Consider the following 26,909-nt stretch of genomic DNA (forward strand, 5'->3'; position numbering starts at 1 on the left):
ATGTCCATTATTTTATAGCGAAATGATCCCCTCTTTTAAATACCGCTTTGGTCTAAGGTTAAAGTCTAATAAAACAATAAATTACATCTATAAAAAAAGACAAACGATGTTGTCTTTTTTATGAACACATTAAAAAAGTTTATAGTTCGGTAGCTTGTCATGTGGTGTAGCCAAGCATTCTTCCATAAATTTTTTCTTTAAATTTTCACGTAATGCTTCTGGATCTTTTTTCAGTTCATCGACTGGAATTGCATAAACCGTATCCAAAATATTAAAGATAAACTTACGTGTCATTTCATCTTCAATTTTACCCGCATGTTCCGTTGCCTGCTTTTGGTCAATTCCATTTTGACGATCTAAAGTGATTGAGCGCGCAGCATTCCCTACACTGACACAGTAACCATGCCATTGTTCTTCGGGAGTTAACGGCTTTTTCTCAGCACAACCAGCCAAAACTAAACCTATTGCAATCAACAAAACTTTTTTCATCTTCATACTGCGGCTAATTTGATGCCCACCATCATACTCAAACTTGTTTGTTTTGCAAAAAGGAAGCGGCTAAAACCTTGCTTTCCGTAATAAAAACATACAAATCATTTATTACAATGCATCTGATTGGCGATCTTTTGACACTTCCCGCCCTTTGCTGAAAGATAAGTTGTTCCTGCGACTAGATGATAAGACTGTCCTTTCATGTCCCAGCAGCGCACCCCGTTACAGCTTTTGATTGAAAAAAGCATCTCCGATGATGCTTTAAGAGTGTTATTTCCTTCAGTCGTAGCAGCTATAGGCTTAATTTGAATAGATGTTGTTGTCTTGGAGTTGACCGCAACATTCTGACTCGATGCTGGAATGGAAGGATTTGTCGTCGTAGGGTTTATGGTCTTTTTTGCAGGATCTAATTGAGGCTCATGTCTTTGAACGGGTTGTGGTGTCGCTGAATAGGTCGTCACACCTTTTGCATCCACCCACTTATAGTATTCTTTTGCATGAACCTGAAAGCCAAAACTGAATACGCCTAAGCTCAGCATTGCCAAAAGCTGACCTAAAGTGACAGATTTCATTCAACTTCTCCCAAAATTTTCATAAATATTAATATATTCAATAGTTTATAATTATTCTACAACGATCTAATTACAAAATAAACTGAAATAAAAAAACCTGCTTTACTTCCGTAAAACAGGTTTTGATTGGTATTGCTAGAAACGCCAGTTGTAGAAAATATCGATGGCTCGTTCTAAAGACTGACTTGCCTCCAGATATAAACGGCGGTTCATTTGATAACGCAAGGTTAACTTGTTCACTGGTGTAAATACCCCAATACCGTAACGGATGAACAGGTCTGGCGTAATATAGCCTGTCAGACTCACTTGCGTATCGTCACCAGTCCCTTGTGCATCGAGTGCCAAACCACTTAGACCAAAGGTTCGACCAATTTGATTGGTCAAGGCACGTGTACCGCCTAAGCCCATACTGATCCCTGCGGCAGCAATGGTGTTATTGACATCAGACTTAAAGCCTTCTGTATTACTTAAACCACTGTTACCTTCATTAATACGACCCGTGAGCAAGGCATTGAGTGCTTCCTGTTCAGATAAGCCAGCATCGTTATAAACCTGAATATTCGGCACGGTTGCTGTACCTGTTACCCGTACACCGACCATACTGCCCTGAACCGGTTTATTGGCATCAATATCCAATGTCGGGTTCGCCAATGGGCCGTTAAAACGCGCAATCGCACGGTTCAGGTCAAGACTTTGACCATACGCTTCAATCTTCACTTTCTGGCTCACACCAATTGCACCATTGGCACGCATTGCTGTTTCCAGACCACGTTGAGATAAATGCAAACGTCCGACCAGTGGAATGGTACTCTCGAAGCCTTGGAAGATGACCTGATTACCCAGTGTCACGGTCATATCGGCACGAATATCCCACGGTTTAGCTGCTTTTAAGGTCGCAAGTAAATCTTGGCCTTGCTGTACAACGCGTACATCTGGTGACAGATTCACAACTGTAGCAGAGCTTTCTGGCATTGAAATACGTGCACGAGGAACATCAATCTTACCTTTTAAGCTTAGGCGCTGATTAAATGGATAAACGTCCAGCGTCAGGTCAGGTTCTACAATTGCCGTAATCATTGGCGCCTGACGAATCAGTAGGTTATCGCCTTTTAATGTCAGATTTAAATGTGGATCATTCTTCCAGTCAAAGTTCCCTTTTAAGCGTCCTACACCTTGTCCGCTATTGAATGCCCCATCAATCGTGGCATAGTCTTGGCGAATAGATGAATAAAGCTGGATATTGCTTAAATTGACTGGCAGCGAAATCATGCTGATTGCGCCATTTTTTAAACGCATTTCACCCGTAATCTGCGGTTGCGTTAAGGTCCCATTTACTTTTCCAGCCAGTGACAATGTGCCAGCCATTGAGCGCACATCTTTGATAAATGGCTTGAAGACTTTTAACTGCACATCATCAAAGGCTACTTCGCCGCGCATTGGCATATTATTCTGGAATGGATCAATAATCACATTGGCATAGCCCGTCCCGATATCAGGGGTCTTCATATCCACACGGAATAACATTCCCTCACTGATACTTTTGGCAATCAGGCTCAATTCATCGTAGGTCACAGTTGTGGCTGGATCCTGTGGATCATCTGCTGCCAGACCGATTTCACCCTTACGTGTCACTAAACGAGCATCCAGTTTTGGATGACTGCCATTCGCCCAAGAGGCTTTCGCATAACCATTGAGCTGACCTGTCACCGCCAGACCTTCTGGCATAAATGCAGTAAAGTCTTTTAAGTCCAGATTCTTGGTAATGAGTGAGAAGTTACCTTTTGCCTTACTGATGCGTGCAGGCTGATCCAGACATAACTGACTATTTGCACTCTGCCAGCAATGCTGTCCAACATAGAGTTCCTGTTTCGCAGCGGTATAGATAATCGGTGCATTCTGGTTTTGCACTAGGCTGATATTACGTGAAGTAAAGTTACCTTTCTGCACCAGTCCTAACCAGTCATTATTTGGATTAAAGCCACCCGCCAGTTGCACATAGAAATTAGACTGACGGTTTTTACTCTCTACTTTCAAGACATGTGCTTTACGTGTTCCTGCCAGATTGACAGTGGCATTCTGGATTTCGCGATTACCATTGCGGAGCTGAGTCAACGTCGCAGTTAATTGAGTTGGTGTAGTCTCAGATGTCGGTAGTTCACCTTGTACGCGTAATGACTTGATACTGATCAGATCATTAAATCCAAAGTCATCGACCGCCATGTTTGCCGTTGCTCTTAAACGCGGCTGTGACTGAACGTTTAAGCTACCATACGCCCGCCCACGCAAACCGGGATATAACTCGTACAACGCAGGTGCATTCAGTTTGATTCTTAAACTTTGTGCATTGCCTGAGGCTTGCAACTGGTTCTGTGCATAGGCAAGGAACAGGTCATTAGCCTCAAATTGCTGCGGTAAAAAACCTTCCTGATTTGAATCAAGCAATAAGCTGAGATTACCACGGCCACGAATCGGTTTATTGTTCAAGAAGCCTGCTGCATTGAGCTGACGAATATCAATCCGTTTCAGTTTATCTGACCAAACACCTTGTGTTTTAACATGTCCCGACACCTCACCTTTAACACTGGAAACAAAATATTGTGGTTTAAAACGGACCAGCGAAGCATCGATATCCCAACCGAGCTTATCTTTAAGATTCACGGCACCCGTCGCAAAGACCTTACCCGCAACGCCATCATGCTTAAGTTCATTAATCTTGATGTAATCAGGTGTTCCTGCGACATTGATTTTTAATAGACCATCACCCTGATTCAAGGCATTTAAAGAGCCGTTATAGTCCACAGCAAAACTCTTGAACCCGCCACCCGCTTTTTCGTCATGGAAAATTAAAGCTGCTGTACTTTTTCCTTTTAAGGCAATGGTTTCCTGTTGATTGGCTTGAGCAAGCTGGCCTTTCAGATCAATTTGTTCAAGCTGAATCACTTGCTGATTTGGTTTGGCAAAACCACTTGCTTTAATATCACCATTTAACAAATTGACAGGTGCTACCGCAGCAACAGTTTGCGGATTAAAATCTTGAGCTTTAAGCTGAGCTTGCCATGACAGTTGCTGCTTTTCAGTTGGCAATTTAACTTTTGCCAGACCAGACAAACTGCCTTTTTCAGCTTGGTAACGGAAATTTTCGACATTTAACAGATTGTCTTTTAAATCGAGTCGCGCTTCATATTTACCTGTTGGTAACAAAGCCTGTTCATGCGGACGCACAGTGGTTGCAACATAAATATCCTGTTGTCCCTCTTTGAGTGCCACATTGGTATGACCTTCCTCACTACTCAACCAGCCAATGTAAGGCATGGCACGATCAATGCCTTTCCATGAAATATCCAGCAGCATAGGCTGAGCTTTATTATTTTTTTCTTCAGCCTGATCAAGTTTGAGTGCCCATGTCTCATATTTATCAAAGGCCACTTGAGCCGTTAGCGCTAAACCTTTTTCCAATGAGCCAGAAGAACTAATATTTGCATCAAGTTTTGGTGGTAAAAAGTCTTGTGCGATCTGCGGTACTGTGGTGTTTTCAGGATCCAGATGATCAAGACGACCTTTAACATCCCAAGAGACATGCTCATGCCAGTTAACTATACCATTCAGGCTGACAGCACCTTTCATTAACTGACCATTAAAATCACGGATATTTAACTGATGGGTTAAATCTGTATCCATCAGTGCGGTATATTTCCCTTCAGGAATTTGCTCACCTTTTAAATCCGTATCGAGATTTAAAGCCAGCTTTTGTATATCACCGTTAAATCTGACCACGCCATCTTTAGCAAAGAGTTTCTGGTCTTTTAATAAAGGCAAATGATAATTTTTTAAAAATAACTCGCCCTGCATTGGCACATGTTCACGTACAGGATGAAGCGTTACCCGACCTGTGAGCAAATCAGGTGTGGTTGTTGCAACACCTACTCTCAAGGTATCTAAAGAACCACGCGCTGCAACCTTAATCGTTTCAATATCCAGACTTTTTAACGACGGAATAATTAAATCAGCATTGGCATTTAAAGGATATTTACCACTAAAATCCATCTGACCTGAAGCATTCTGGACTGCTAAATAGCCCATATCCATACGCGAGTCTTCAAATTCCAGCTTGGTCTCAGACCACAACGCATCTTTTAAATAAACATCATTAAAATCAACCTTTGAGGTTGCGGTCTGGATTTCCAGATGATCCAGACTGGCTTCGTTAATACGCAAGACAAATGGCAGCTTGATCGGATCAAATCCAAACGGTTCATCTGATGGTGGTTTTTTATTAATAATTTTCAGGTTACGAACATCGGCATGACTCAAATGTACTTCTTTACTTAGAATCGCTCTCCAGCCCAAAGAGACATCGGCACGATCTAAAGAAACATCAACGGCCTGTAATTGCACCAGAATATTTTTCAGGATAATGCCCGATAGCAGATTACCGCCTTCATATTCGTATTTAATAATTTTCTGGCTTTGCAGCACGCGATCTAATAGAAAACGGCTACCTTTATCCGTAGACATCATTACAACTAAAGAGCTGACCAACAATAAAAGAATGATCAGCACGATCAGCACAATATTTCGAACAATGTGCCGATTTTTTCTTGGTCCAGCTGGAGGTGTCAGTTGCTGTTCTACTTCCGTCATAATCAACCTGAAATTGTTTTCCCTTTAATAGAAGGGTTATAAAAAAGTTTTAAAGTTGTGGACCAATAAAGAAATGCAATCGGATCGGATTATTCTCATTCGAAATACCAGAGGCAATATCGAGACGAATCGGTCCAATTGGTGATCTCCAGCGAATACCGACACCCACACTATATTCTGTTGGATTGCTAAACTGTTTGTCGTAAGCATTACCAAAATCCGAGAATACGGCCGCACGCCAGCCATCTTTAAATTGGTAATTATATTCTAATGAACCAACCCCTAAAGCTTGTCCACCCAACTTATAGCCATTTTCTTCTGGAGATAAGCTCTTATAGTCAAAACCACGTAAAGACTGATCACCACCGGTAAAGAAACGTAAGTTATAAGGCACGTTATTAAAATCATCGGTAAAAATATAGCTTGCATCGCCACGACCAACAAACTGGTGATTGTCATTTTCACCCAGTGAATAAATAAAGCGCCAGCCTGCACTCACAATCGCCATATTGGCATCGGACAATAATGATTCTGTACCCAGTTCAACTTTATAGGTTTGTTTAAACCCTTTGGTTGGATTCAAACGAGTATTGCTATTGGTTTTAGAAGCTTCATAGCTCAAGAGCAAAGATTCTTGCTCAGGTTGCGAAACTTTAAAGGCATCTGGAATTTCATCAATATCCACAATTCCTTTTTCAGTTAAACGGTCTAAACGATAACGCAAGCCAAAAGTATGTTGCCAGTCGCCGAGTGGATTTTTGATGACACGCTCACCACCCACGACTGCAGACTCGATCAGCAAGTTAACATCTGGCCCAATATCATCACGCGTTTCACGCTCATAACCACCCACAAGGTTGAAATAGTCATTTAACGGATGCTTATAAGGAATGCTGTAACGACCATCAATCGACTGACGGATTTCAGAAACCTCGACGTTGGCATCAAAAGAATGACCATATTTATTGACAATCGCTCGGCGATATTGGGTACGAATACGCGCCCCAGTATCGGTGCCATAACCAATACCCGTCTCTAGACTATTTAAACGGTCCGCATTCAGAGTCACGACCACAGGAATTTTCTGATCGATACGTGCTTGCTCTTCTTGTTTTTGACGCGTTTCATCATCTTCATCATGCGTTGGCATCGGCATTGAACGGGCTAAAGAATAAGCCTGTGCCTGTTCACCGCCTGAGAATTGCGACTCATCCACAACATCCTGAGTGACTTCTTCGGCAGAGGTAATTTTTGCGCGTGCAAGTTCAGCCTTTTGCTGACTATTTAACAGCTGTGATTGTTGAATACGTTGCTGATCCACCAAAGCTTGCAAATCCGGAGGCAACTCAAGTGGCGGCTGAATGGCATCGGGTTTGATCGTATCCACCAGCGTATAGTTAAAATAACGGGTATTGGTTAAGTTATTTGCCAGAGCATTGACACGCCAGAAGGCATAGTCATCATCTTCATTCCAAGGCGCCAGACTATCCAGCACTTTCTGGGTTAAAGGTAATGGCTTGCTCGGATCACTCATCCGATATTCTACTTTCTTCAGTTTGTAACGATCACCTGTTTCATATTTCAGGTTAATGTCTGCGGTTTTCTCAGGCTGGCTAATCTTCACATCGTGCAAGCGCCAGAACGCATCAAAATAACCATTATCTGTCGCAACGGTCGTGATCTTGTTTTTTGTCTCTTCATATTTTCCATGGTTAAAAATATCGCCTTCATCCTGCTCTGGAATCAAACGAATCACCTGGAATTGAGGAATATTTGCACCCGCACCCGTAAATTCAATATTTTGTTCTTTAATTTTGACGGGTTCATTTGGCACCACAATAACCTTAACTTTACTCTCGCTTTCTTTCACAAAAGTATAAGTAGCATTGTAATAACCCACTGCTTGTGCTGCCTGATTGGTCAAAGCACGTAATTGCGGCAAGGCAACATTAAACTCTTCAAAAGATTCCTGAGTAAAACTGGATAACTTGGCTTTGATATTTGCAGCCAGAATTGGCGGTGCGCCCGTAACATCTGCGGTAATACGAGGTACTTTATCTGTATTTAGCAGATTCTCTGGACGCAAGCGATGCCAGATTCTTTTAAAGAAACCTTCTTTTTCAGCACTCTGCTCTGTTTGAGTCTGAAATTCAGGTAAGGTTCGTCCCGCCTCATTGGCTTCTACTACAATCTTGCTGTCAGTCTGGATATCACGCATCAACTGATCAATGTTGACAGGCGCACTTTTAATTTCAGTCAGTTCAGATTGAGAAACATCGCTTACCGAGACTTCAGGGGTTTTAGCAGTATTTTCGCGATAGTTCTTTGCTTCATTCTTTGCATCTTCCGCGACGCGAAAGATTTCATTTGCCATCGATTGATCCACAGGAATCACTGGCAAATTCTCTAAATTATCATCCAACTGAATCGGTTTTAACTCGTCAATCTGATTTACAGACTGTTCTTGCTGCTTTAAAGCCGTCAAACTGTCCTGCACAGACAACGAATTTTCTTGATCATTCAGAAGCGCTTGTTGCTGCTTCATCAAAGCAGTTGCCGCATTGGCCTGTTGTTCGGCCTGATCTGCTGTCTGATTTTCAGTCGGGTTTAAAATTTGCTCTTGCGCATAAGCAACTGATATGCAAGAAGTAATTAAAAAACCGCTACAAATAAGTTTAGGAAAACCCTGCATTTTAAAAATTAAATGCATAGAATGAACCAGTGTTGACTGTTTAAACTTCGATTTAGATGGCATGTAGAACTCTAAACTTATTTTTTAATTTATCATTTTTGATGGCTGAAACAACTTCAAATCTTTGATTTTTCATCCAATCAGACAGGGATATCATACATGCATTTCATCACATTTTTACAGTTCGTCACATTTTTTTATAAATCACAATGAAGTGAACACACGATGAAACAAGATGAGCGCTTAATGACATCACGTCGGTTTGCCCCGATGTTTTTCACGCAATTTTTTGGAGCACTGAATGATAATGTTTATAAACAAGCGCTTCTGTTAGTCATCACTTATGGTTGGATTCAACAACAAAGTGCGCCCGTCAGTACTTTAAATAATTTAGCGGCGTTACTGTTTATTCTTCCTTACTTTTTCTTTTCAGCTACAGCTGGGCAAATTGCGGATAAATACGAACGCTCACAGCTTATTCGCTTCATTAAAATATTAGAAATTGTCATCATGTTGATTGGTACGGCAGGTTTTTTGCTAGGCAATCTTTGGCTGCTATTATTTGCCCTATTTTTAATGGGAACGCATTCCACCTGTTTCGGGCCGATCAAATATGCCATTCTGCCTGAAATTTTAAAGCCACAAGAGCTGATGTCTGGTAATGCCTTATTCCAGTCAGGTACATCGATTGCGATTTTACTAGGGATGATTCTCGGCGGCGCGGTAATTGCTTCATCTGAAGGCAATCTGCTCTGGATCAGTGTAACTGTGGTGACTATTGCTTGCTTAGGCTATTTGTGTAGTCGTTTTATCCTGCCACAAAAAGTCGCTGCACCCGATCTTAAAATTGACTGGAATTTTTTCCGTACCAGTTTTCAGACCATTCGATATGCAAAAAGTATACCGATTGTTTTTGTGATCCTGTTAGGCAACTCTTGGTACTGGTTTTATGGTGCAACCTACCTGACCCAGATTCCACAACTCACACAGCAAAACTTACATGCTTCTGAAAATGTGGTGAGTCTGCTTCTGACCTTTTTCTCGGTTGGTATTGGCGTTGGTTCATTATTATGCAGACGTATTGGCGGCACTGAAATCAATATTAAAATGGTACCCTATGGTGCGATTGGCTTAACAGTTTTTGCACTGTATCTTGCAGCAAGTCTGGCGTTTGTACCGGAACGTACTGGCGACCTGCTCACGTTAAAAGATATGTTTACGCAAGGTACAGTCTATTATCACGTTATGCTTGCCGTTACTTTACTCGGAATCAGCGGCGGTTTTTATATCGTGCCTCTTTATGCCATGATGCAGGCCTACTCACCACGCTCGCACCGTGCGCGTGTTGTTGCAGCAAACAATATCTTAAATGCTGTATTTATGGTCTCTTCGGCAGTTTTTTCAATTTTAATCTTAAGCATTTTAAAAATTGATATTAAAATCTTATTCACCATTACTGCTGTTTTAAGTGCAATTTTCTCATTCTGGTTATTAAAACGACTCAAACCATTATTGGAAAATGCGCCCAATACTTTAGAGGATTAATATATGCGTCAATACACAGGTCTCGATAAACTTATTAATTCTTTTGATCAGGCTTTACGTAGTCTGGTACCTGGAGCAACCAGTGCTCAACGCTCAAATCCAGCCAGTGATGAACCCTCCCAACTCTGTGTCAGTGATGCACGCCATGTTGCAGGCTTGATGCGCGTTAACCACAGTGGTGAAGTGTGTGCTCAAGCGCTTTATCATGGACAGGCATTGACGGCAAAGCTGCCACACGTTCGTGAAGAAATGCAGCATGCTGCGATCGAAGAACAGGACCATTTGGCGTGGTGTGAAGATCGTTTAAAAGAACTGGATAGCCACACCAGTGTATTGAATCCAATCTGGTATGGATTATCTTACGGCATGGGTGCGATTGCAGGCATTGCAGGCGACAAATACAGCTTAGGTTTTGTCGCTGAAACTGAACGTCAGGTGAGCCAGCATTTACAAGAACATCTCCAGCAATTGCCAGCGCATGATGATCGTTCACGTAAAATTCTTGAACAGATGAATGAAGATGAATTGCATCATCGTGATACCGCATTGAATGCAGGTGGAGTTGATTTACCCGTGCCTGTACGTATTACCATGACCGCAATTTCAAAATTAATGACAAAAACCAGTTATTATTTATAAACTCGTCTAGGGAATTATGGCTTCATAATTCCCTTTTTTCTGCTCAATTGTTCATAAAACTCTTATAAAAGATCAGCGAAATACAATTTTCCCTTTATCTGTCGAATAACGGTCAGACCAGAAACTTTGTGGTTGCTTTTCCAGATCAGTAAAAATCGTATAGTTAATTTTGCCTTGTCTGAACTCAAACTGACCATTTTTTTGAGTTGCTGCTACTCTGGTATCATTCACCCAGACACGCTGTTGCTGGTCAATTCGAATGGTTGCCAAGGTTGTTCCATCTGATCTTTCAGCAATCCATTGGGGTTGATTGACACCATTCTCAGGCGCCGCAACTGCATCTGGCGCTGTAGATCCAGCCTTGATATTTTCTTCTGCTGTTTTATGAATATCACAACCTTGCGCTTCACTCAGTTGCGTACAGCCTGAACGTTCGAGCTGTTCTCTATATTTGGCATCAATGGCATAAGCAGAGTTCATGACAACACATGCCATCAGTCCGACAGTAATAAATTTGATTTGCATGATGCATCCCTTGCGATTGATCAGTTAAATATTTAAACATTGATCTCGGCATGGGTCTGTAATTTAAATGTTTAATCCCAAAAGCAAACAGCCTGTGACCGAAATCACAGGCTGTTTAAAACAATATTTTCAACTTAATTTAGACCATGTTCTGCTTTAAAACGTTCCATGTTTCTCACGGCATCATGATAACGTGATTGTACGCTGCTGCTATTGATCCGTAGATCATATAAACGCTTCTTATAATCATCCCGAACTTTAGAAGAAAGATCAGTACGTTCCAGCTCTTTTAAATACCGATTCATCTCATTCTGTGAACGGCTGAACTCCGAATCGGCCTGATAATATTCGTTGGCAGCCTGATAATAAGGTCGTAATGATTGGCGTTTTTCAACAGGACAAACTCGGAAATCCCCACGACCTTCTAACGCTTCACTGAAAATATTTTCAGGCTGACAATAATAACCTAGACCTTGTTGATAGCCTTTTTCATAGAGACTCTGATTAGGAACAACATTGGCTTTCTGACAAGATGAATAATACTTATCTAGACGTGATTCATGCCCAGCCGAACCATCTTTTTCACCCACGCTTAACCAGTTGGCAGTTTTACATTGCTCAACACTCATGGCTGCACAACCAGAAAGTAAAACCATCAAAGTCGATAAAATTAAAATATTTTTCATGAAAATGTTCCTAATTATTATGCGATTACATTCAAACACATTACATTGTAATGACAGGATAGTTTACCTTTTGATCATAGCTTAGATCAGCATGTTGCCATAAATCAAATAGAGGAATTTTCACATCCAATGCTAAAGGTAATTTTTTAGGATTAAACTGCATATTCTCTAAGGTATGTCCCCAAGCAATCACATCAATATCCAGCGTGATCTGATGCGAAGGACGAGTACGCCCTGATTGTTGTTCCAGCCTTTTTAACAGTTCAGTGATTTCATCAATACTAAGTTGACTTGTTAATAGACAGGCCGAGTTCCAATAATTAGCCCCGATCCCATCTCGACATGGAATTTCATAAATCGGAGAAAACACCACTCTACCGAGTTGAGCAATCTGGTCATAAGCAAAAGTGAAATTTTGTTGCTGCTGGAGATTACTCGCCAGTGCGAGCGCAAAAATTGTTTCTGTTGCGTTCAAGGCGAATTCCTACTGCATTAGCTTGAGCAATAATTGCGGGTTTACGAATCGTGATCGTGATCGACTCAATAGAAGGAAAAGTCGTAAATAGACACTCAAGAACCAACTGAGCGGCATGCTCAATCAGTTTCGGTTTTGCTGTTTGAATCACTTGTGCTGCAAGCTCACAGATTTGAGCATAGTTGAGCGTATCTTCCAGCTCATCCGAGTTTGCAGCCTGACTAAGATCATTATGAATGGTGAGATCTAGCATTAAAGGTTGAATAATCTGGCGTTCCCAGTTGAAACAGCCGATCACAGTATCAACTTTTAACCCTTCAATAATAATGGCATCCATAATGACCTATTGAACCGATAAATAAATTAATGCTTTAAAAAAGAAGCAGGTTCAATATTGTGAACCATTTTCAGACGTTGGTCAGCATAAATATCGGTATATGGCGCAAGAACACGCATGAAACGATCAAAATATAACATTTGCTTGAATAATAACGCGAAGTCACGCGGGAATTTGATGCCATGACGTTCGCCCACAGCCACCATATCCATCATGATGTCATTCAAGTCTGCTGGATTCGAACTCAGAATTTCTTGTGGATCTGCCAGCAATACGCCACTAAACAGACGCTCTAAATCATCAGCCAATACTTGCGTATCAATTTTTTGATGCGTCATGCCCATCTTGAGCATATTCTCAGCCATCGCAACGTAGTTGGTGTGCTGCAACGCATCCATAAATGCCATACATGCTGTCCAGACTTCTGGTTTTAACTGACCGACAATACCAAAATCGATAAAGCCAATACGACCATCTTCAAGCAACATCAAGTTGCCTGCATGTAAGTCTGCATGGAAACTCTTACACAACATCAAGCTACCAAACCAAGTATTCATAGCCGTAATCAGGACTTGGGTTGGATCTTTGGCATATTGTTTGACGACGTCAAAGTCCGTCAATGGCACACCATATAAACGCTGCATGGTCAGTACACGGCGGGTTGAAAACTGGTGATACACCTTTGGCGCTGTCGCAGCCTGATTGCCTGAGATATTCAAATACTGGATAAAATCATCCAGATTTTGTGCTTCTTCAATAAAATCAACTTCACGTACCATGCGTGTCTTAATTTCATCGACAATTTCAGACAGTGAAGCAAATTTGATTTTAGGCACTGCTTTTTCGAGTAACTTGGTTGCCCAATGCACCACATTCAAATCGGTATAAAGAATCGTTTCAACGCCAGGTTTCTGAACTTTTAAAACGACATCTTCACCCGTCACCAATCTTGCTGGATGGACTTGTGCAATCGAAGCAGAAGCCAATGGTTTTTCATCAATAAAACTGAAAATTTCATTGAGATTTCGACCCTCAAATTCTTCCGCCAAGACCTTTTGAATATAGCTAAAAGGTAAAGTTGGCGTTTGATCTAGACAGCCCTGAAATTCCTGAACATATTCTCGCGGGAATAAAGACGGCGTACTGGCAATAAATTGGCCTAGCTTGATATAAGTCGAACCAAGCGACTCAAAGGTCTCACGCATGAGTTTGGCATTGCTTGGTTTTTCAGTTGCATATTTCACACCTGCTTGTGCTGCAACCACCACTGTTTCACCAATACGTGCAACAGAGCGTAATCCATCGAATAAAATATTTCTTTTCATAATCTTTCTTGCCTCACAGATGGCATTAGTTTAGCAAATTTTGCTCATTTTACCGATCAAGTTGCCTGACAAACTGGACAATTTACATCTTTTTCAAATTTAAGAATGCGTTGCGATAGATTTAAGCCATTCCAAAGCAACAGTTTTTGCTTAAGTGGCGTCAAACCTAACCCTAAAAACAGCAAAGTGTGATGTGCTTGTAATGACGCTATCATTACAGGTGTAGTTGCCAACACGCCTGACTCAGCACAGCGTAAGCCTTCATTGGCATGCTCTTCTTTAGGAAATAAGCATTCATAACAAGCTGAATCTGACTCAACCATAAACATCTGCCCTTCAAAACCAATCGCTGAAGCACTGATAAGTGGCACTTGGTGTGTTTTACAGACACGATTCACCAGATAGCGCGTGGTAAAATTATCGCAACCATCTAACACTACATCCTGATGCTGTACGAAGTCATCAGCATTCGTTTCATCGAAACGTATATTTTGATAGCGGACTTGTATATGTGGATTAATGGCTTGTAGATGTTTTGCCAATATTTCGGCTTTGTATCGGCCTAAATCATTTGAGGTAAATGCAATTTGGCGTTGTAGATTACTCATCTCAATGGTGTCAGCATCGACAATGGTAATTTTCCCCACTCCAGCACGAGCCAGTAGCTCAGCACTGGTACAGCCGATTCCACCTGCGCCGATAATCAGTACATTAGCAAGTTTTAGTTTTTCTTGTGCTTCAATATCCCAACCATCTAATAAAATCTGACGACTATAGAGATGCATTTCTTCATTACTAAGCTCAAATTCGTTTTCAAAATGGTCTGACACGTGGCTACTTCTTTATTTTCAAGATAGTGCTGATTCTAAGTCGATGCAGGACTTGAGGAAAGTAATAAATTTTATATAGTTGGGTAGGCGTTCATATTATAGGTCAATCAAATACTTTTCTTGAGATAAACAAAGCACGTTTTAGGTGCTTTGTTTATAAAGATTTAACTATTCTTGTTTAAGTACTATTCTATGTTCTTCAATGTTATCAGCAGTCGATTTAATCTCGCCTCCTATCGCTCTTGGATCGTTTTTATCAACTAATGTAAATTGATATTCAAAACTAGCCATTCGCCCAGGGATGGCCGACTTAGCTGTTGAAGTTACAGGAATCGCCACTTTCCCTTTACTCTCTGCAAATGCGTTTGCTCTTAAAAGTACATCAGATTTAAGTTTACTATTATTGGTAAAAACACCACCTGCCGAAGTTTGTGATATCAAATAAGTGTTTGTACCTATTGGTACTATAGGTGCTGTGGCACAACCAGTTAAAAAAATCGCCCCTACAACTAAAAATAATTTTTTCATGATACTCCCCATTTGTTATCAAGGATTTATATCACAATCATTAATCTCATCACTAGAGTCTTAGAGGAGATTTAATAAGCCGATTCAAAAAAATACTTACAAGATTAGTCTTTCTCAATTTTGAGATATCAGAACTTAATTTAAATCCCCATAGAATAAGAGCAATCTAAATAACAAACCCAACGCTACTTCCGATCATGCATCATTTCATAAGATTGCGCTCTTAACACATCCTCTTTAGTTCCAAAAGATTGATTACGCAATTGATTAATCGACTGTTGTTTACTGGCATCACTCGCATCACTTTTTAAAATCTGGTCGCGTTCAGCCAAATAACCATTAACCTGTGTTTGCCAGCCTGCCTCTTCCTGATCCACTTTTTCGAGACGATCCGCAGCTTCTGGCCCTAACAGACTTTCACGCATATTCCGAAGCTCTTGTGCAGAACCACCTTTCTCACGGATCTCCTGCGTCAATTGCTGTAACTCAGCAAATTGCATAGAAACCCGAACACCATCCGCCATCGTACTAGGAAGCTGATCAATCAGTTTTGCCAATTCAGCCGCTTTTTGTTGTGCAGTTAAAGTCTTATTGGCATGAATACGCATCTGTTCGATATTAAACTGATTTAACTTACGTTCATTACCAAACAAGGCATTGATCTCAGCCGCATTAAAAAACTGCTGCTGGACTTTATACATCTGATCAAGGACTTTCTGAAAACCCTCAATATCACCCGTTTTAAAATTACCATTAGGTTTTAAATTTTTGAGGGTATGACTGTACGCCACATATTGATCTAACAAATAAATTGCATAACTTGAAGCCGTATCAGGTAGCGTTGCTGTCAGATATTGACGAATATCAGCGATCAATTCCGTTTGGGTTTTCTCGCCCAGACTTGAAAAGAAATAATCAAAACAACTACGGATTCCAACTGTCAGTACAAGTTTACCGTTGGCATCTACCTGAATTGGACAATCAATCTCGGTTCCTTGTAATGAAGCCGCCAGAACAGGTAATTTTCCCTTTTGATGATCTTGTGTTGCACCAGCAAAATTATGCTCTGAAGACTGTGCTTGAGCCTGCTGGTTCAATGGATGCGAAGTCGTTTGTGTATCGGGCTTAAATATCCAGTAAATCAAAGCCAATATCAGCAATAAACCGATAATTACACACAAACTGATGGTTTTATTATTTAAAAATTTACCGTTCATCATCCCTTGCTCTATTTATCCTTTATTTTTCCATCTGTTTTAGCTAAAGGAGCAAATGCTGCCCCTTTAGCTTATTTATTATAACCCCTGATTTTTTAAACGATTGGCTTGTGCACGGTACGGCGTGACTGGATTTTGCAAAAACCCTACCAGACCTAATACCTGATTTACCTCATCCAAATGGTTAAATGCATAGTTATCACGAATGACCGTGCCTAAATGGCTCGAACAACGTGGTACCAAACCATCATTTTCACCAGAGATCAGTAAAGAAGTCGCTGTTAAAGCATAGTCCATCGGATCAGCAGCATTGGTAAATGGACTGGTTCCACTCCATGAATAATAACGAACACCATTTACCAGTTCGGCACCAGATCCACAGGCTGTAGTTGGTACGCCTGCTGGGAAGCGTTTATTAAAGTCTGCGGAACCGCTGGTCGTGAGTGAGTTTAATCCTGCAATTGCATCTTGATCATAGTAATGACCAGAACCAATGCCGACCAATGAGAAGAAGGCATTTACGCCTGCCGCAATAATAGGTGCAAGTGCTGGACCAGCAGGTGATTTAACAACTGAATCCACCACATCTGCAACATCTGAACCTTTAGTTGGACCTCCTACTGCTGTCACTGAAGCAATCTTATTCGGCAATAAGCTTGCTACATAACGAACCGATTGTGAGCCATGACTATGGCCAATTAAATTGATTTTTTCAGCACCTGTAATTGCCAGCACCTGTTTTGCCTGTAGCAGTAGTTGTTCACCGCGTACTTCTGATGAATTAAAAGAAGCTTGCTGTGCGACAAATACATTGGCCCCATTTCCAACCAGATCTTCAGTAATCCCGTTCCAGTATTGCAATGGGCCAACCGCTGAGAATCCAGCCATACCGTGAGCCAATAGAATAGGATACTTGGTTTTTGCATAACTGGAGGTGACGTTGGTACTACCACCGACTGAGCAACCGTTCACATTACAGTTTTGCCATGAGGCTTTAGGTGATAGAAAATCAAACAAACCAGCATGAACAACGGTTCCACTGCTAATAAACATACCTGCCATTAACGCCATAGCATTTAAATATTTCTTTTTCACGTTTTTGCTCCGAGCATTTTTCATTTTTATTACAAAGTGTTAGTCCTATAATTTTGTACGTGGAATCATTCCGACCATACAAAAGGGATATCAAATCATCCTCCTTTAATATTGTTTGATTTTTAGACTAAAGCAAACTGCGCCAAAATCATAACAATTCAGGCCAAAATTACGACTGATTGATAAAATTCCGATGAATGTACATACCCAAAGCAAATGGAATGGATTTCCACTTTACGCGTTGCAAAAAAGGTTCTACGCGATACACAATGAAAATATAAGCATCGATGTATATGAGAACTTAATATCTGCTTTGAATTTTCACGCAAAAAAAAACACTGAATCATGCTGCCTTTTTTGCTGTAGTGAACATGTTAAATGCAGAAAAATTGAATCTTATTTTTCGAGAGATTATGTAACAATAACCAGTCTTATCATCCAGCTGGATCGCATATGAGTGCTCAAGACATTACAACCGTTGAACTTTCCAAAGCCTATCGTCTATTAAATCATGGCCCTACTGTTCTGGTATCTGCTCAGCATGAACAGGACACTGATGTGATGGCTGCTGCATGGGCTTGTGCACTGGAACTTACACCAGCCAAAGTCACTGTTGTTCTGGACAAAAGCACCAAGACTCGTCAACTGGTTGAGCAAAGTGGTTATTTTGCACTACAGGTGCCCTGCTATGCGCAAATTGATATGGTGCACCAACTCGGTACGATTAGTAAATTTGATCAGCCCACCAAACTGGCAGATTGCAAAACGGAATTGTTTTATCAGGATCCCTATCCAGTCCCGCTGGTCACAGGCAGTCTGGCATGGTTGATTTGCAAAGTTATTCCAGAGCCACATAACCAGCAAGCACACGATTTATTTATTGGATCTGTGGTTGCAGCATGGGCCGATTCTCGCGTATTCCGAGATGGACACTGGCATTTTCAGGACGCTGCAAAAGAGTTGCGAAGCTTGCACTATATTGCGGGTGGAACCTTTTATTTAATTGGCGATGAAGTCAAAGCCAAATAATCAGCAAGGTCTTAGGCAATGATTTTCAGCATTGCCTGCCTTATTTATTCAGCTTTCATCATTTCACGATATAAGGTATCTAGGAACTGCTGCTGTTTCTGATTGTCTTTAAAATAACGTTGATAATTGACACTGCAGCTTTCTACATCGGCGATATTGGCTTTATTAAAAGACCAGTCAGAGGTGTCTTTGACTGTGATCCCTAAATCATCATCACAACTCTGCCACAATTGAGCAAATCGACTGCGCTGCTTTGCATCAAGTTGTTGAAAATCGGCATACACAGAAAAACCATGCATTTCTGAATTAAAAAATTTCGAAATCATACTCACAGGCACGCCACCCCATATCATCGGTTGATCTTGAGGAAAACGAATATCTTTGAGTTTATCCTCAGACATTATTTTATCTTGCTCGCCTTCCTTTAAAAACTGGGTTTCATAAACCAAGGTTGTGCCTACGGGTACCTGAATTTTCTTAACGATGCGCGCTTCGCGAGCTTTATAATAGGGATAATTCGGTGATGAATTTCCACCTGTTGGATTCATATTACCGACACAACCCGTTAGACTCAGGCCAAATAATGCAGCAATCATCAGTCTATATTTCATATCTAAATCCTTGAGCTATCGTTATTCTTATCAAGAAGCTTTTTCTTACCTTAGAGTCAAACCCGTCAACACACAATATAAAATTTGAGGCCTAGGATAAAAAAAACAATTGCAAGCGCCAAGCTCACAACTGTTCTCTAGATTGATTCAATTTTTTTAAAAGCTTATTTTGGCGCCATACGAATCGCACCATCCAGACGAATCACCTCACCATTTAGATATGAGTTTTCCGCGATATGTGCCACTAATCGTGCAAATTCTTCTGGGCGCCCCAAACGTGAAGGATAAGGGACCATTTGCCCTAAGGCATCCTGTACGTTCTGCGGCAGACCTTTTAACATCGGGGTTTCCATAATACCCGGTGCAATGGTCATCACGCGTATTGCATGACGAGCAAGTTCTCGTGCAATCGGCAAAGTCATCGCTACAACAGCTCCTTTCGATGCAGAATATGCTGCTTGCCCAATTTGTCCATCAAAGGCTGCAACCGAAGCTGTATTGACGATCACACCTCGATCTTCATCACCTTCCGCAACGGTATTTTTGCTCATGGCATCCGCTGCATAGCGCAACATATTAAATGTGCCTGTGACATTGATGTGTAACGTTTTCGAGAACATTGCCAAATCATGTACACCCTCTTTACCCACAACTTTTGCCGAGGGGCCAATGCCCGCACAATTGATCAGGCCATATACACTGCCATGTTTGGTCAGCACATCTTTAAAAAACTGTTCCGCAGCTGCTTCATCGGTCACATCCAGTTTTACAAATTCTGCCTGTGCTCCCAATGCTTGTGCTTGTTGTTGTCCTGCTTCAACATTCATGTCGACCAAAGTGACTGACGCACCTTTTTCAACCAAATATTCAGCTGTTGCTGCACCTAGACCAGAGCCACCGCCTGTAATAACAAAATGTTTTCCCTGAATTTTCATTTACGTTTCCTATCAAATTAAAGATATAAATTTTTATAACTAAGCCTAAAGGCAACTTTTTTCCGATACAATTTCAAAAAGTAGCAAAGTTAATGCGACTTTTGAGCAGTCGATCTATTTATTCTCCTGTATTTTATGCTGATATGACCAAAAACCACACTCACGATCTTAATGCGGCCAAGGATACAATTTCAAATGCTTTAATTCGGGAAGCATTAAGCGTTGCCGCAAGTCGCGGTTTAAATATTGTCAGTATTGCTAATCGGGCTGGCATTTCTGCTGAGTTATTAACCTCAAGCAAAGCTCGTGTTCCTGTCACGCAATGTGCCCAATTATGGGTAGAACTGGCGGAGAGTATGAATGATGAGTTTCTCGGTATGGATACCCATCCCATGCGCCGTGGCAGCTATCAATTACTGGCAAAACTTGCGTTTAATACCGAAACGCTGGAACAGGCAATTAAAGAAATTTTAAAGTTTTTAGCGCTGATTCTGGATGATATTCGCGGTGAACTGGTTCAGAAAGGTACTAAGGCTTATCTGATCCTGCATGATCGTGAACAGCCGAAGCGGATGTTTACTTACTCGACCTTTCTGATGCTAGTTCACAGCTTAATGTGCTGGCTCAGCGATCAGCGCATTCACTTTCATAAAATGACGTTTAGATGCCATCCGCCTATCGAAATACAGGATTATCGTGTCCGTTTTTGTGAAAATATTCACTTTCATGCTGAGCAAAACAGCATCGAATTTGATGCACATTATCTGAAACATAAAATCAAAAAAGACAAACAGGCACTCAATGATTTTCTTAAACATACGCCCTACAACCTGATTGTACGTTTCAAGAATGAAAATTCGCTGAGTCTACAAATACGTCGGCAATTGCTTCTACAAGCACCTTCGGAATGGGCCGAACTGAAGGATATTGCGCAGCAGCTCAATATGTCGACAGCCACCATCCAACGTCGTTTAAAACAGGAAGGTGTCAGCTACCAGCAGCTGAAGAATGACATTCGCTGTGATATTGCAATTGAAAGGCTGAGCAAAACGGATGATTCAATTCAAAGTATTAGCGATGACCTCAACTTTCATGATCCAAGTGCTTTTCACCGTGCCTTTAAAAAATGGAGTGGTGTCAGCCCAGGCAGTTATCGTAAAACCTCTCCATTAAAGAAAAACAAACTGAACTTACTTGATGAGTAAAAGGAATTAAGCCATGTACTTACCTGAAATTTTTGAAGAAAAAGACCCTCAAAAACTCTATCAACTGATTCAGGATTATCCTTTTGCGACCCTTATCAGCCACAGTTCAGAAGGCTTGGATGCCCATCATCTGCCTTTCAAACTGATACTCGATGAAGAAAATCAAACGGCGACACTGATTGCACACATTGCCAAAAATAATGCATTGCATACGCAAATCCCAAATGGCACAGAAGTCCTGATTATCTTTCAAGGTGAGCAAGGTTATATTTCACCGAACTGGTATCCGAGCAAACAACATCATCATCAACATGTACCGACATGGAACTATCAGGTGGTGCATGTTAAAGGCAAAATTAATTTCTTATCTGATGAAAAAGCATTGCGCGGCATTTTGGCAAAACTGACACGGACACATGAAGCGAAACAGCCTGTTCCATGGAAAATGTCAGATGCACCTGCCGAATATATTACTCAGCAATTGCAAGAAATTGTGGGCATTGAAATTCAGATCACCGAGATCACAGGCAAATTTAAATTGAGTCAAAATCGGGAAAAAGTAGATGCTTTAGGCGTGGTTGATGGGCTTGAAAAACACGGCAATCACAATTTAGCAAAAGCGGTACAGCAATATATTAAAGATTAAGCAGACTTTTGACCTAAACTGACCCGATCATTGCCGCCATAATCATTAATGGTCTGGATTTGCTCAAAACCTTGCTGCTCGAAGACCTGGCGAACAGCTTCACCTTGGTCATAACCATGTTCCAGCACAATCCAGCCTTCTGGTTTGAGCCAGTTTTTACCTTGCTCGATAATGGTTTCGATATCCGCCATCCCCTGACGATCCGCAATCAAGGCACGCTCAGGTTCAGACTTGAGTTTCTGCATATGCACGTCTTCTGGATCAATATACGGTGGATTCGACACAATTAAATCAAACTGCTGCTCATCCAGTGCTTCAAACCAGGCACCACAAGCAAATTTCACCTGCATCAGACCATGCCGAACCGCATTTTCCTGAGCAACCGCTAAAGTTGGCTCATAAATATCAGTCGCCATGACTTGCCATTGCGGACGTTCACTCGCAAGTGCCAAAGCAATTGCACCCGTTCCCGTACCCAAATCAACAATCTTGGCTTGCTGATCCAGTGGTAGCTTCAACACTGTTTCCACAAGAATTTCAGTATCTGGACGTGGCACTAAAGTGTCGTGGGTTACTTTTAGGTCTAAGGTCCAAAATGGCTGTGAACCCGTGACATAGGCCAAGGGCTCACCCTGCTCAATACGAGCCAGACCATCCAGATAAGCCTGTTCCTGCATGTCTGTTAATTCTTGCTCAAGGCGTAGTTTGAGTTCCAGCGCATTAATACCGAGAAGATGCTCAAGTAGCCATGCCGCCTCCTGACGTTCATAGCTATCAATTTCACCCTTAATCTCTAACGCTTGAGCAATATTCATTAGCCGCCATTTTCCTGTGCAAGCATCGCCAGCTGATCGGCCTGATATTCACGATGCAAGCTGTCCAGTAATTCGGTTAAATCACCTTCCATAATTGCATCTAACTTATATAAAGTCAGGTTAATACGGTGATCGGTCATACGACCTTGCGGGTAGTTATAAGTACGAATACGCTCCGAACGGTCACCTGAACCAACCAAATCACGGCGCATTTCTGATGTCGCTGCATCTGCTGCTGCACGTTTGGCATTTTCCAGACGTGACACCAACAACGCCATCGCTTTGGCTTTGTTCTTATGCTGTGAACGCTCTTCCTGACATTCCACCACAACCCCAGACGGAATATGGGTAATACGTACCGCAGAATCAGTTTTGTTAATATGCTGACCACCCGCACCTGACGCACGATAAGTATCAATACGCAAATCAGCAGGATTGATTTCAACTGTAGTATCTACATCTACTTCTGGAAGAATAGCAACTGTACATGCCGAGGTATGAACACGTCCTTGCGATTCAGTTGCAGGGACACGTTGTACACGGTGCGCGCCACTTTCAAACTTCAAGCGGCCATACACACTTTCACCATCAATACGGCAAATGATCTCTTTATAACCGCCATGCTCACCTTCATTTTCAGAAAGCACTTCAATACGCCAACCTTGGGTTTCAGCGTATTTACTATACATACGGAATAAATCGCCCGAGAAGATCGCAGCCTCATCACCGCCCGTTCCCGCACGCACTTCAAGATAAGCCGCATTGGCATCGTTCGGATCTTTAGGAATCATCAACACATTAAGTTGATCTTCAAGCTCGACCAGAAGCGCTTTATTTTCTTTGATTTCTTCTTCGGCCATATCTTTGAAATCAGGATCTGATTTCATCATTTCGGCAGTTTCAATATCTTCTTCCGCTTGACGATACTTACTCCAAACTTCAGTGATTTCAGTTAAATCATTATGTTCACGGGACAATTTACGGAAACGTTTATTGTCCGAAATCACTTCTACATCAGCGAGTAATGCAGTCAGCTCTTCGTGACGATCACAAAGTTGATCGAGTCTTAAACGGAGTGATGCTTTCATGGGCGGAATATCTCAAAATCTAAAGACTCAGTGCGATCAAAATAGGGTTGGTTGACCTTTCAGCCATGCATTGCGTTATCGGCTAAAACAACAGAAACAAGGCATGAAAAGACAATGGTGCCCCTACGAAGCACGAGCAAAATCAAAAAATTGCGCATAGTTTACAGACTCTGCTGCTTAAAAGACATAGTGAAACTGTGGAACTTACTATTCCACCCTCATTTCATCACAAATTGTTCAGTTTTAGTTTTTACGGCTTGTTCTCTGCCGAGTGCTTAGCTATAAATAATGAAGGATAAATAGAATGATAAAACAACAGGATAAACTATGAATAATTTTATTAATCGTCCCACCTCTGCCTTTATTGCAGCAAGCTGGGTTGCCTTAATTGCAGGCGCCGTTGGCTTTATGATTGGATTGTGGAATGCCAATATGCCACTCCATGAAAAAGGCTATTATTTGGTCATTTTACTCTATGGTCTTTTCTCGGCAGCATCCCTGCAAAAAACGGTACGAGATCAACTTGAAGAAATTCCTGTGACTGCCATTTACTACGGACTGTGCTGGGCCTCTATGGCAGTGTGTATCGTGCTTTTATTGATTAGTTTATGGAACGCCGAACTGACAATGAGTGAGAAAGGCTTTTATATTATGTCATTCCTGTTAAGTCTATTTGGTGTCGTCGCCACGCAAAAGAATATTCGTGATCTAAATTATTTACGTCTCCAAACAGAATTTAACCCGCGTCAACTCAAGTTAGAAGACAATTCTGTAAAAGATGAACAACAGGACTAAGTTTTATTTTGAAATAAAGGCTTAAAAATATTTAAGCCTTATCCTCAACAATAAAAGCCTAACCATTTGTTTTTAAATTATTATTTAGTTTACAAAAACCTAATATAAAACAAAAGATTACAATCCAGACACCAAAGAGTAATAATTTAGGCCAGCTTCTCCACACTTTCATTCTCAAACTTTGTTACATTTGCTGCCATTAGAAAGACGTCCAATTTATTGCGGACACGGAGTCAAAAAATGAAATTAAACGCTTGGTTATGTGGTGCAATCTTTGCAACTTCATCACTTGTTACTGTCGCTCATGCTGATAACGCAACTCGTGTTGCAGCAACATCTGCACTCGGTAGTGTCGTTGGTACTGCACTTGGTAAAGAAATCGGTGGTAATAACGGCGCAATGATTGGCTCTGCACTTGGTGGCGCTGGTGGTGCAGCGGCTGCAAGTAGCAAACGTACACGTACTGAAGCTGCCATTGGTGGTGGTTTAGGTGGTGTGGGGGGTTATACTGTCGGTAAAAACCTCGGTGGTACGACAGGTGGTTATATCGGCGCTGCTGCGGGTGCCGCAGGTGGTTCTGCTTTAGGCCGTAAAGTCGGTCAAGACCGTTATTATGACAATCACCAGTCAAAAAAATACAAGAAAAAAAGAAAGCATCGTCATCACTAATTTCTTAGAAAAAGCACCTTCAGGTGCTTTTTTTATGCCCGCAATCTTTCCTGTCTATCGATAAAATCCTGAGCAAAATGCTAGGTTGAATCATTGTTTCGAACTTTCTAGAATAATTCCCTATTTTTTATATGCCTTTTACTGCATGATGAATACCGAATTACTCTCTCCTGCTGGTTCCCTTAAAAACATGCGCTATGCCTTTGCTTATGGCGCAGATGCGGTCTACGCAGGTCAACCTCGTTATAGCTTACGTGTGCGTAATAATGAGTTTGACCATGACAATTTAAAAATGGGGATTGATGAGGCGCATGCCTTAGGCAAAAAGTTTTATGTAGTGGTCAATATCCAGCCTCATAACAGCAAGCTTAAAAATTTTATCCGAGATATCGAACCGATTATTGCCATGCAACCCGATGCATTGATTATGTCTGATCCAGGCTTGATCATGATGGTACGTGAACATTTCTCTGAAATGCAGATTCATCTCTCGGTACAAGCCAATGCCATTAACTGGGCAACGGTTAAATTCTGGAAAGATTATGGTCTAAGCCGCATTATTCTGTCTCGTGAATTGTCGATCGAAGAAATCGAGGAAATTCAGACACAGGTCCCAGACATTGAACTGGAAGTTTTTGTACATGGCGCACTGTGTATGGCCTATTCCGGACGTTGTCTATTGTCGGGCTATATGAATAAACGCGATGCCAATCAAGGGGCCTGTACCAATGCCTGTCGCTGGGATTACAAAATTCATGCGGCACAAGAAGATGCCAATGGTGATGTGATCCCTGTTCAACAGATCCATTCAGACAAAACATGTTGTTCTCAAGCCTCAGCATCTCATTCCTCAGCACATACTGTTTTAGTACAGCGCAATGATGAAGATATGTTTGCGGCTGAAGAAGATCAACATGGTACTTATTTTATGAACTCAAAAGATTTACGTGCCGTGCAGCATGTTGATCGACTTACTAAAATTGGAGTGGCTTCACTGAAAATTGAAGGTCGCACCAAATCCTATTTTTATTGTGCACGTACAGCACAGATTTACCGTAAGTCCATAGATGACGCACTTGCTGGCAAAGCATTTGATACCAGCTTAATGACCCAACTGGAAGGTCTGGCCAATAGAGGTTATACCGAAGGCTTCTTACGCCGTCATGTGCATCGCGATTATCAGAATTATACAGATGGTTCATCTCACTTTGAATATCAACAGTTTTGTGGTGAAGTGATTGAGCGTAATGGCGACTATATTCGTATCGAAGTCAAAAACCGCTTTCTGGTCGGCGATTCACTGGAACTGATGACTCCAAAAGGTAATATCAGTTTTATCTTGGAACAGATGCGAGACCTTAAAGGCAATCCGATTGAGAATGCCAAAGGCTCAGGCCACATTGTCGAAATTCCTCTCTCTCCAGAGATTGATATTGCTTATGCACTGCTGATCCGTAATTTACCTGATGCTGCTGAGCAATTGCATTCGGCAGCTTTAGCCTATTCGGCAGATTAAA

The 26,909-nt window shown here is 41.4% G+C and carries 25 protein-coding genes; 8 read left to right on the top strand and 17 right to left on the bottom strand.

What is annotated here, in order from left to right:
- Nucleotides 1-129: 129 nt before the first annotated feature.
- The 4 genes from PJ15_RS03570 to PJ15_RS03585 all read right to left on the bottom strand — a co-directional run bounded on the left by PJ15_RS03570 (nt 130) and on the right by PJ15_RS03585 (nt 8,460).
- Nucleotides 130-489, bottom strand: coding sequence for a hypothetical protein (locus PJ15_RS03570; protein WP_004772604.1), 360 nt, complete (start codon nt 487-489; stop codon nt 130-132).
- A gap of 104 nt (nt 490-593) precedes the next feature.
- Entirely contained in the window at nt 594-1,064 is a 471-nt protein-coding gene (locus PJ15_RS03575; RefSeq protein WP_047428063.1) for a DUF4124 domain-containing protein, read from the bottom strand.
- Between the two features lie 135 nt (nt 1,065-1,199).
- A complete protein-coding gene (locus tag PJ15_RS03580; protein ID WP_047428066.1) occupies nt 1,200-5,705 on the bottom strand; it encodes a translocation/assembly module TamB domain-containing protein in 4,506 nt (1,501 codons plus the stop codon).
- Nucleotides 5,706-5,754: 49 nt separating this feature from the next.
- Entirely contained in the window at nt 5,755-8,460 is a 2,706-nt protein-coding gene (locus tag PJ15_RS03585; RefSeq protein ID WP_047428069.1) for an autotransporter assembly complex protein TamA, read from the bottom strand.
- A gap of 162 nt (nt 8,461-8,622) precedes the next feature.
- Between PJ15_RS03585 and PJ15_RS03590 the strand changes: the two genes are divergently transcribed.
- Together PJ15_RS03590 and coq7 are read left to right on the top strand one after the other, a co-directional pair.
- Nucleotides 8,623-9,942 carry an MFS transporter gene (locus PJ15_RS03590; RefSeq protein WP_047428072.1) on the top strand — a complete coding sequence of 440 codons (1,320 nt, stop codon included), beginning with the start codon at nt 8,623-8,625 and terminating at the stop codon, nt 9,940-9,942.
- A 3-nt stretch (nt 9,943-9,945) separates the two neighbouring features.
- The gene (coq7, locus tag PJ15_RS03595) at nt 9,946-10,581 is read left to right on the top strand and encodes a 2-polyprenyl-3-methyl-6-methoxy-1,4-benzoquinone monooxygenase (RefSeq protein WP_005258021.1); all 636 of its coding nucleotides are present in this window, start codon (nt 9,946-9,948) and stop codon (nt 10,579-10,581) included.
- Nucleotides 10,582-10,653: 72 nt separating this feature from the next.
- On the opposite strand, the gene PJ15_RS03600 is transcribed toward coq7, so the two are convergent.
- The 9 genes from PJ15_RS03600 to PJ15_RS03640 form a co-directional block, all read right to left on the bottom strand.
- Nucleotides 10,654-11,106 (bottom strand): hypothetical protein, encoded by a 453-nt coding sequence (locus PJ15_RS03600; protein ID WP_047428075.1) that lies wholly within the window; start codon nt 11,104-11,106, stop codon nt 10,654-10,656.
- Nucleotides 11,107-11,240: 134 nt separating this feature from the next.
- Nucleotides 11,241-11,792 carry a DUF2799 domain-containing protein gene (locus PJ15_RS03605; protein ID WP_004772614.1) on the bottom strand — a complete coding sequence of 184 codons (552 nt, stop codon included), beginning with the start codon at nt 11,790-11,792 and terminating at the stop codon, nt 11,241-11,243.
- A 40-nt stretch (nt 11,793-11,832) separates the two neighbouring features.
- On the bottom strand, nt 11,833-12,267 hold the full coding sequence (locus tag PJ15_RS03610) for a 2-amino-4-hydroxy-6-hydroxymethyldihydropteridine diphosphokinase (protein ID WP_047428078.1): 435 nt from the start codon (nt 12,265-12,267) through the stop codon (nt 11,833-11,835).
- Nucleotides 12,224-12,604: a dihydroneopterin aldolase gene (folB, locus tag PJ15_RS03615; protein WP_004772616.1), complete on the bottom strand. Its 381-nt coding sequence runs from the start codon at nt 12,602-12,604 to the stop codon at nt 12,224-12,226. Before folB ends, PJ15_RS03610 begins: the two co-directional genes overlap by 44 nt.
- A gap of 26 nt (nt 12,605-12,630) precedes the next feature.
- Nucleotides 12,631-13,929 carry an ABC1 kinase family protein gene (locus PJ15_RS03620; protein ID WP_004772617.1) on the bottom strand — a complete coding sequence of 433 codons (1,299 nt, stop codon included), beginning with the start codon at nt 13,927-13,929 and terminating at the stop codon, nt 12,631-12,633.
- Nucleotides 13,930-13,985: 56 nt separating this feature from the next.
- Nucleotides 13,986-14,714 (bottom strand): HesA/MoeB/ThiF family protein, encoded by a 729-nt coding sequence (locus PJ15_RS03625; RefSeq protein WP_227610468.1) that lies wholly within the window; start codon nt 14,712-14,714, stop codon nt 13,986-13,988.
- A 213-nt stretch (nt 14,715-14,927) separates the two neighbouring features.
- Nucleotides 14,928-15,287, bottom strand: a complete 360-nt coding sequence (locus PJ15_RS03630) for a hypothetical protein (RefSeq protein ID WP_155766442.1) — start codon at nt 15,285-15,287, stop codon at nt 14,928-14,930.
- Nucleotides 15,288-15,472: 185 nt separating this feature from the next.
- Nucleotides 15,473-16,504: a lipase secretion chaperone gene (locus PJ15_RS03635; protein WP_047429147.1), complete on the bottom strand. Its 1,032-nt coding sequence runs from the start codon at nt 16,502-16,504 to the stop codon at nt 15,473-15,475.
- 78 nt (nt 16,505-16,582) lie between these two features.
- The gene (locus tag PJ15_RS03640) at nt 16,583-17,599 is read right to left on the bottom strand and encodes a lipase family alpha/beta hydrolase (RefSeq protein ID WP_004772624.1); all 1,017 of its coding nucleotides are present in this window, start codon (nt 17,597-17,599) and stop codon (nt 16,583-16,585) included.
- A gap of 453 nt (nt 17,600-18,052) precedes the next feature.
- Here PJ15_RS03640 and PJ15_RS03645 point away from each other — a divergent pair, with 453 nt between their 5' ends.
- A complete protein-coding gene (locus PJ15_RS03645; RefSeq protein WP_047428081.1) occupies nt 18,053-18,628 on the top strand; it encodes a flavin reductase family protein in 576 nt (191 codons plus the stop codon).
- 44 nt (nt 18,629-18,672) lie between these two features.
- Here the strand turns inward: PJ15_RS03645 and PJ15_RS03650 are convergent, their stop codons facing one another.
- Both PJ15_RS03650 and PJ15_RS03655 read right to left on the bottom strand, forming a co-directional pair.
- Nucleotides 18,673-19,239, bottom strand: a complete 567-nt coding sequence (locus tag PJ15_RS03650) for a hypothetical protein (RefSeq protein WP_047428084.1) — start codon at nt 19,237-19,239, stop codon at nt 18,673-18,675.
- A 164-nt stretch (nt 19,240-19,403) separates the two neighbouring features.
- Nucleotides 19,404-20,174 carry an SDR family NAD(P)-dependent oxidoreductase gene (locus PJ15_RS03655; RefSeq protein WP_047428087.1) on the bottom strand — a complete coding sequence of 257 codons (771 nt, stop codon included), beginning with the start codon at nt 20,172-20,174 and terminating at the stop codon, nt 19,404-19,406.
- A gap of 143 nt (nt 20,175-20,317) precedes the next feature.
- Here PJ15_RS03655 and PJ15_RS03660 point away from each other — a divergent pair, with 143 nt between their 5' ends.
- Together PJ15_RS03660 and PJ15_RS03665 are read left to right on the top strand one after the other, a co-directional pair.
- Nucleotides 20,318-21,379 carry an AraC family transcriptional regulator gene (locus PJ15_RS03660; protein WP_047428090.1) on the top strand — a complete coding sequence of 354 codons (1,062 nt, stop codon included), beginning with the start codon at nt 20,318-20,320 and terminating at the stop codon, nt 21,377-21,379.
- Nucleotides 21,380-21,392: 13 nt separating this feature from the next.
- Nucleotides 21,393-22,025, top strand: a complete 633-nt coding sequence (locus PJ15_RS03665) for an FMN-binding negative transcriptional regulator (RefSeq protein WP_047428091.1) — start codon at nt 21,393-21,395, stop codon at nt 22,023-22,025.
- Here the strand turns inward: PJ15_RS03665 and prmC are convergent.
- Both prmC and prfA read right to left on the bottom strand, forming a co-directional pair.
- Complete coding sequence (gene prmC, locus PJ15_RS03670; protein ID WP_047428092.1) at nt 22,022-22,840, bottom strand: peptide chain release factor N(5)-glutamine methyltransferase; 819 nt, start codon at nt 22,838-22,840, stop codon at nt 22,022-22,024. The two genes, PJ15_RS03665 and prmC, sit on opposite strands and share 4 nt — an antisense overlap.
- Nucleotides 22,840-23,928, bottom strand: a complete 1,089-nt coding sequence (gene prfA / locus PJ15_RS03675; RefSeq protein ID WP_047428093.1) for a peptide chain release factor 1 — start codon at nt 23,926-23,928, stop codon at nt 22,840-22,842. Before prfA ends, prmC begins: the two co-directional genes overlap by 1 nt.
- A 327-nt stretch (nt 23,929-24,255) precedes the next feature.
- Between prfA and yiaA the strand changes: the two genes are divergently transcribed.
- From yiaA to yegQ, 3 genes are all read left to right on the top strand, one after another.
- A complete protein-coding gene (gene yiaA, locus PJ15_RS03680) occupies nt 24,256-24,723 on the top strand; it encodes an inner membrane protein YiaA (RefSeq protein WP_047428096.1) in 468 nt (155 codons plus the stop codon).
- Between the two features lie 240 nt (nt 24,724-24,963).
- Complete coding sequence (locus PJ15_RS03685; protein WP_004772639.1) at nt 24,964-25,392, top strand: hypothetical protein; 429 nt, start codon at nt 24,964-24,966, stop codon at nt 25,390-25,392.
- Between the two features lie 148 nt (nt 25,393-25,540).
- Nucleotides 25,541-26,908 carry a tRNA 5-hydroxyuridine modification protein YegQ gene (gene yegQ, locus PJ15_RS03690; protein WP_047429149.1) on the top strand — a complete coding sequence of 456 codons (1,368 nt, stop codon included), beginning with the start codon at nt 25,541-25,543 and terminating at the stop codon, nt 26,906-26,908.
- Nucleotide 26,909 lies beyond the last annotated feature (1 nt).

This window comes from Acinetobacter sp. neg1 (assembly GCF_000788125.1).
GTDB lineage: Bacteria > Pseudomonadota > Gammaproteobacteria > Pseudomonadales > Moraxellaceae > Acinetobacter > Acinetobacter vivianii.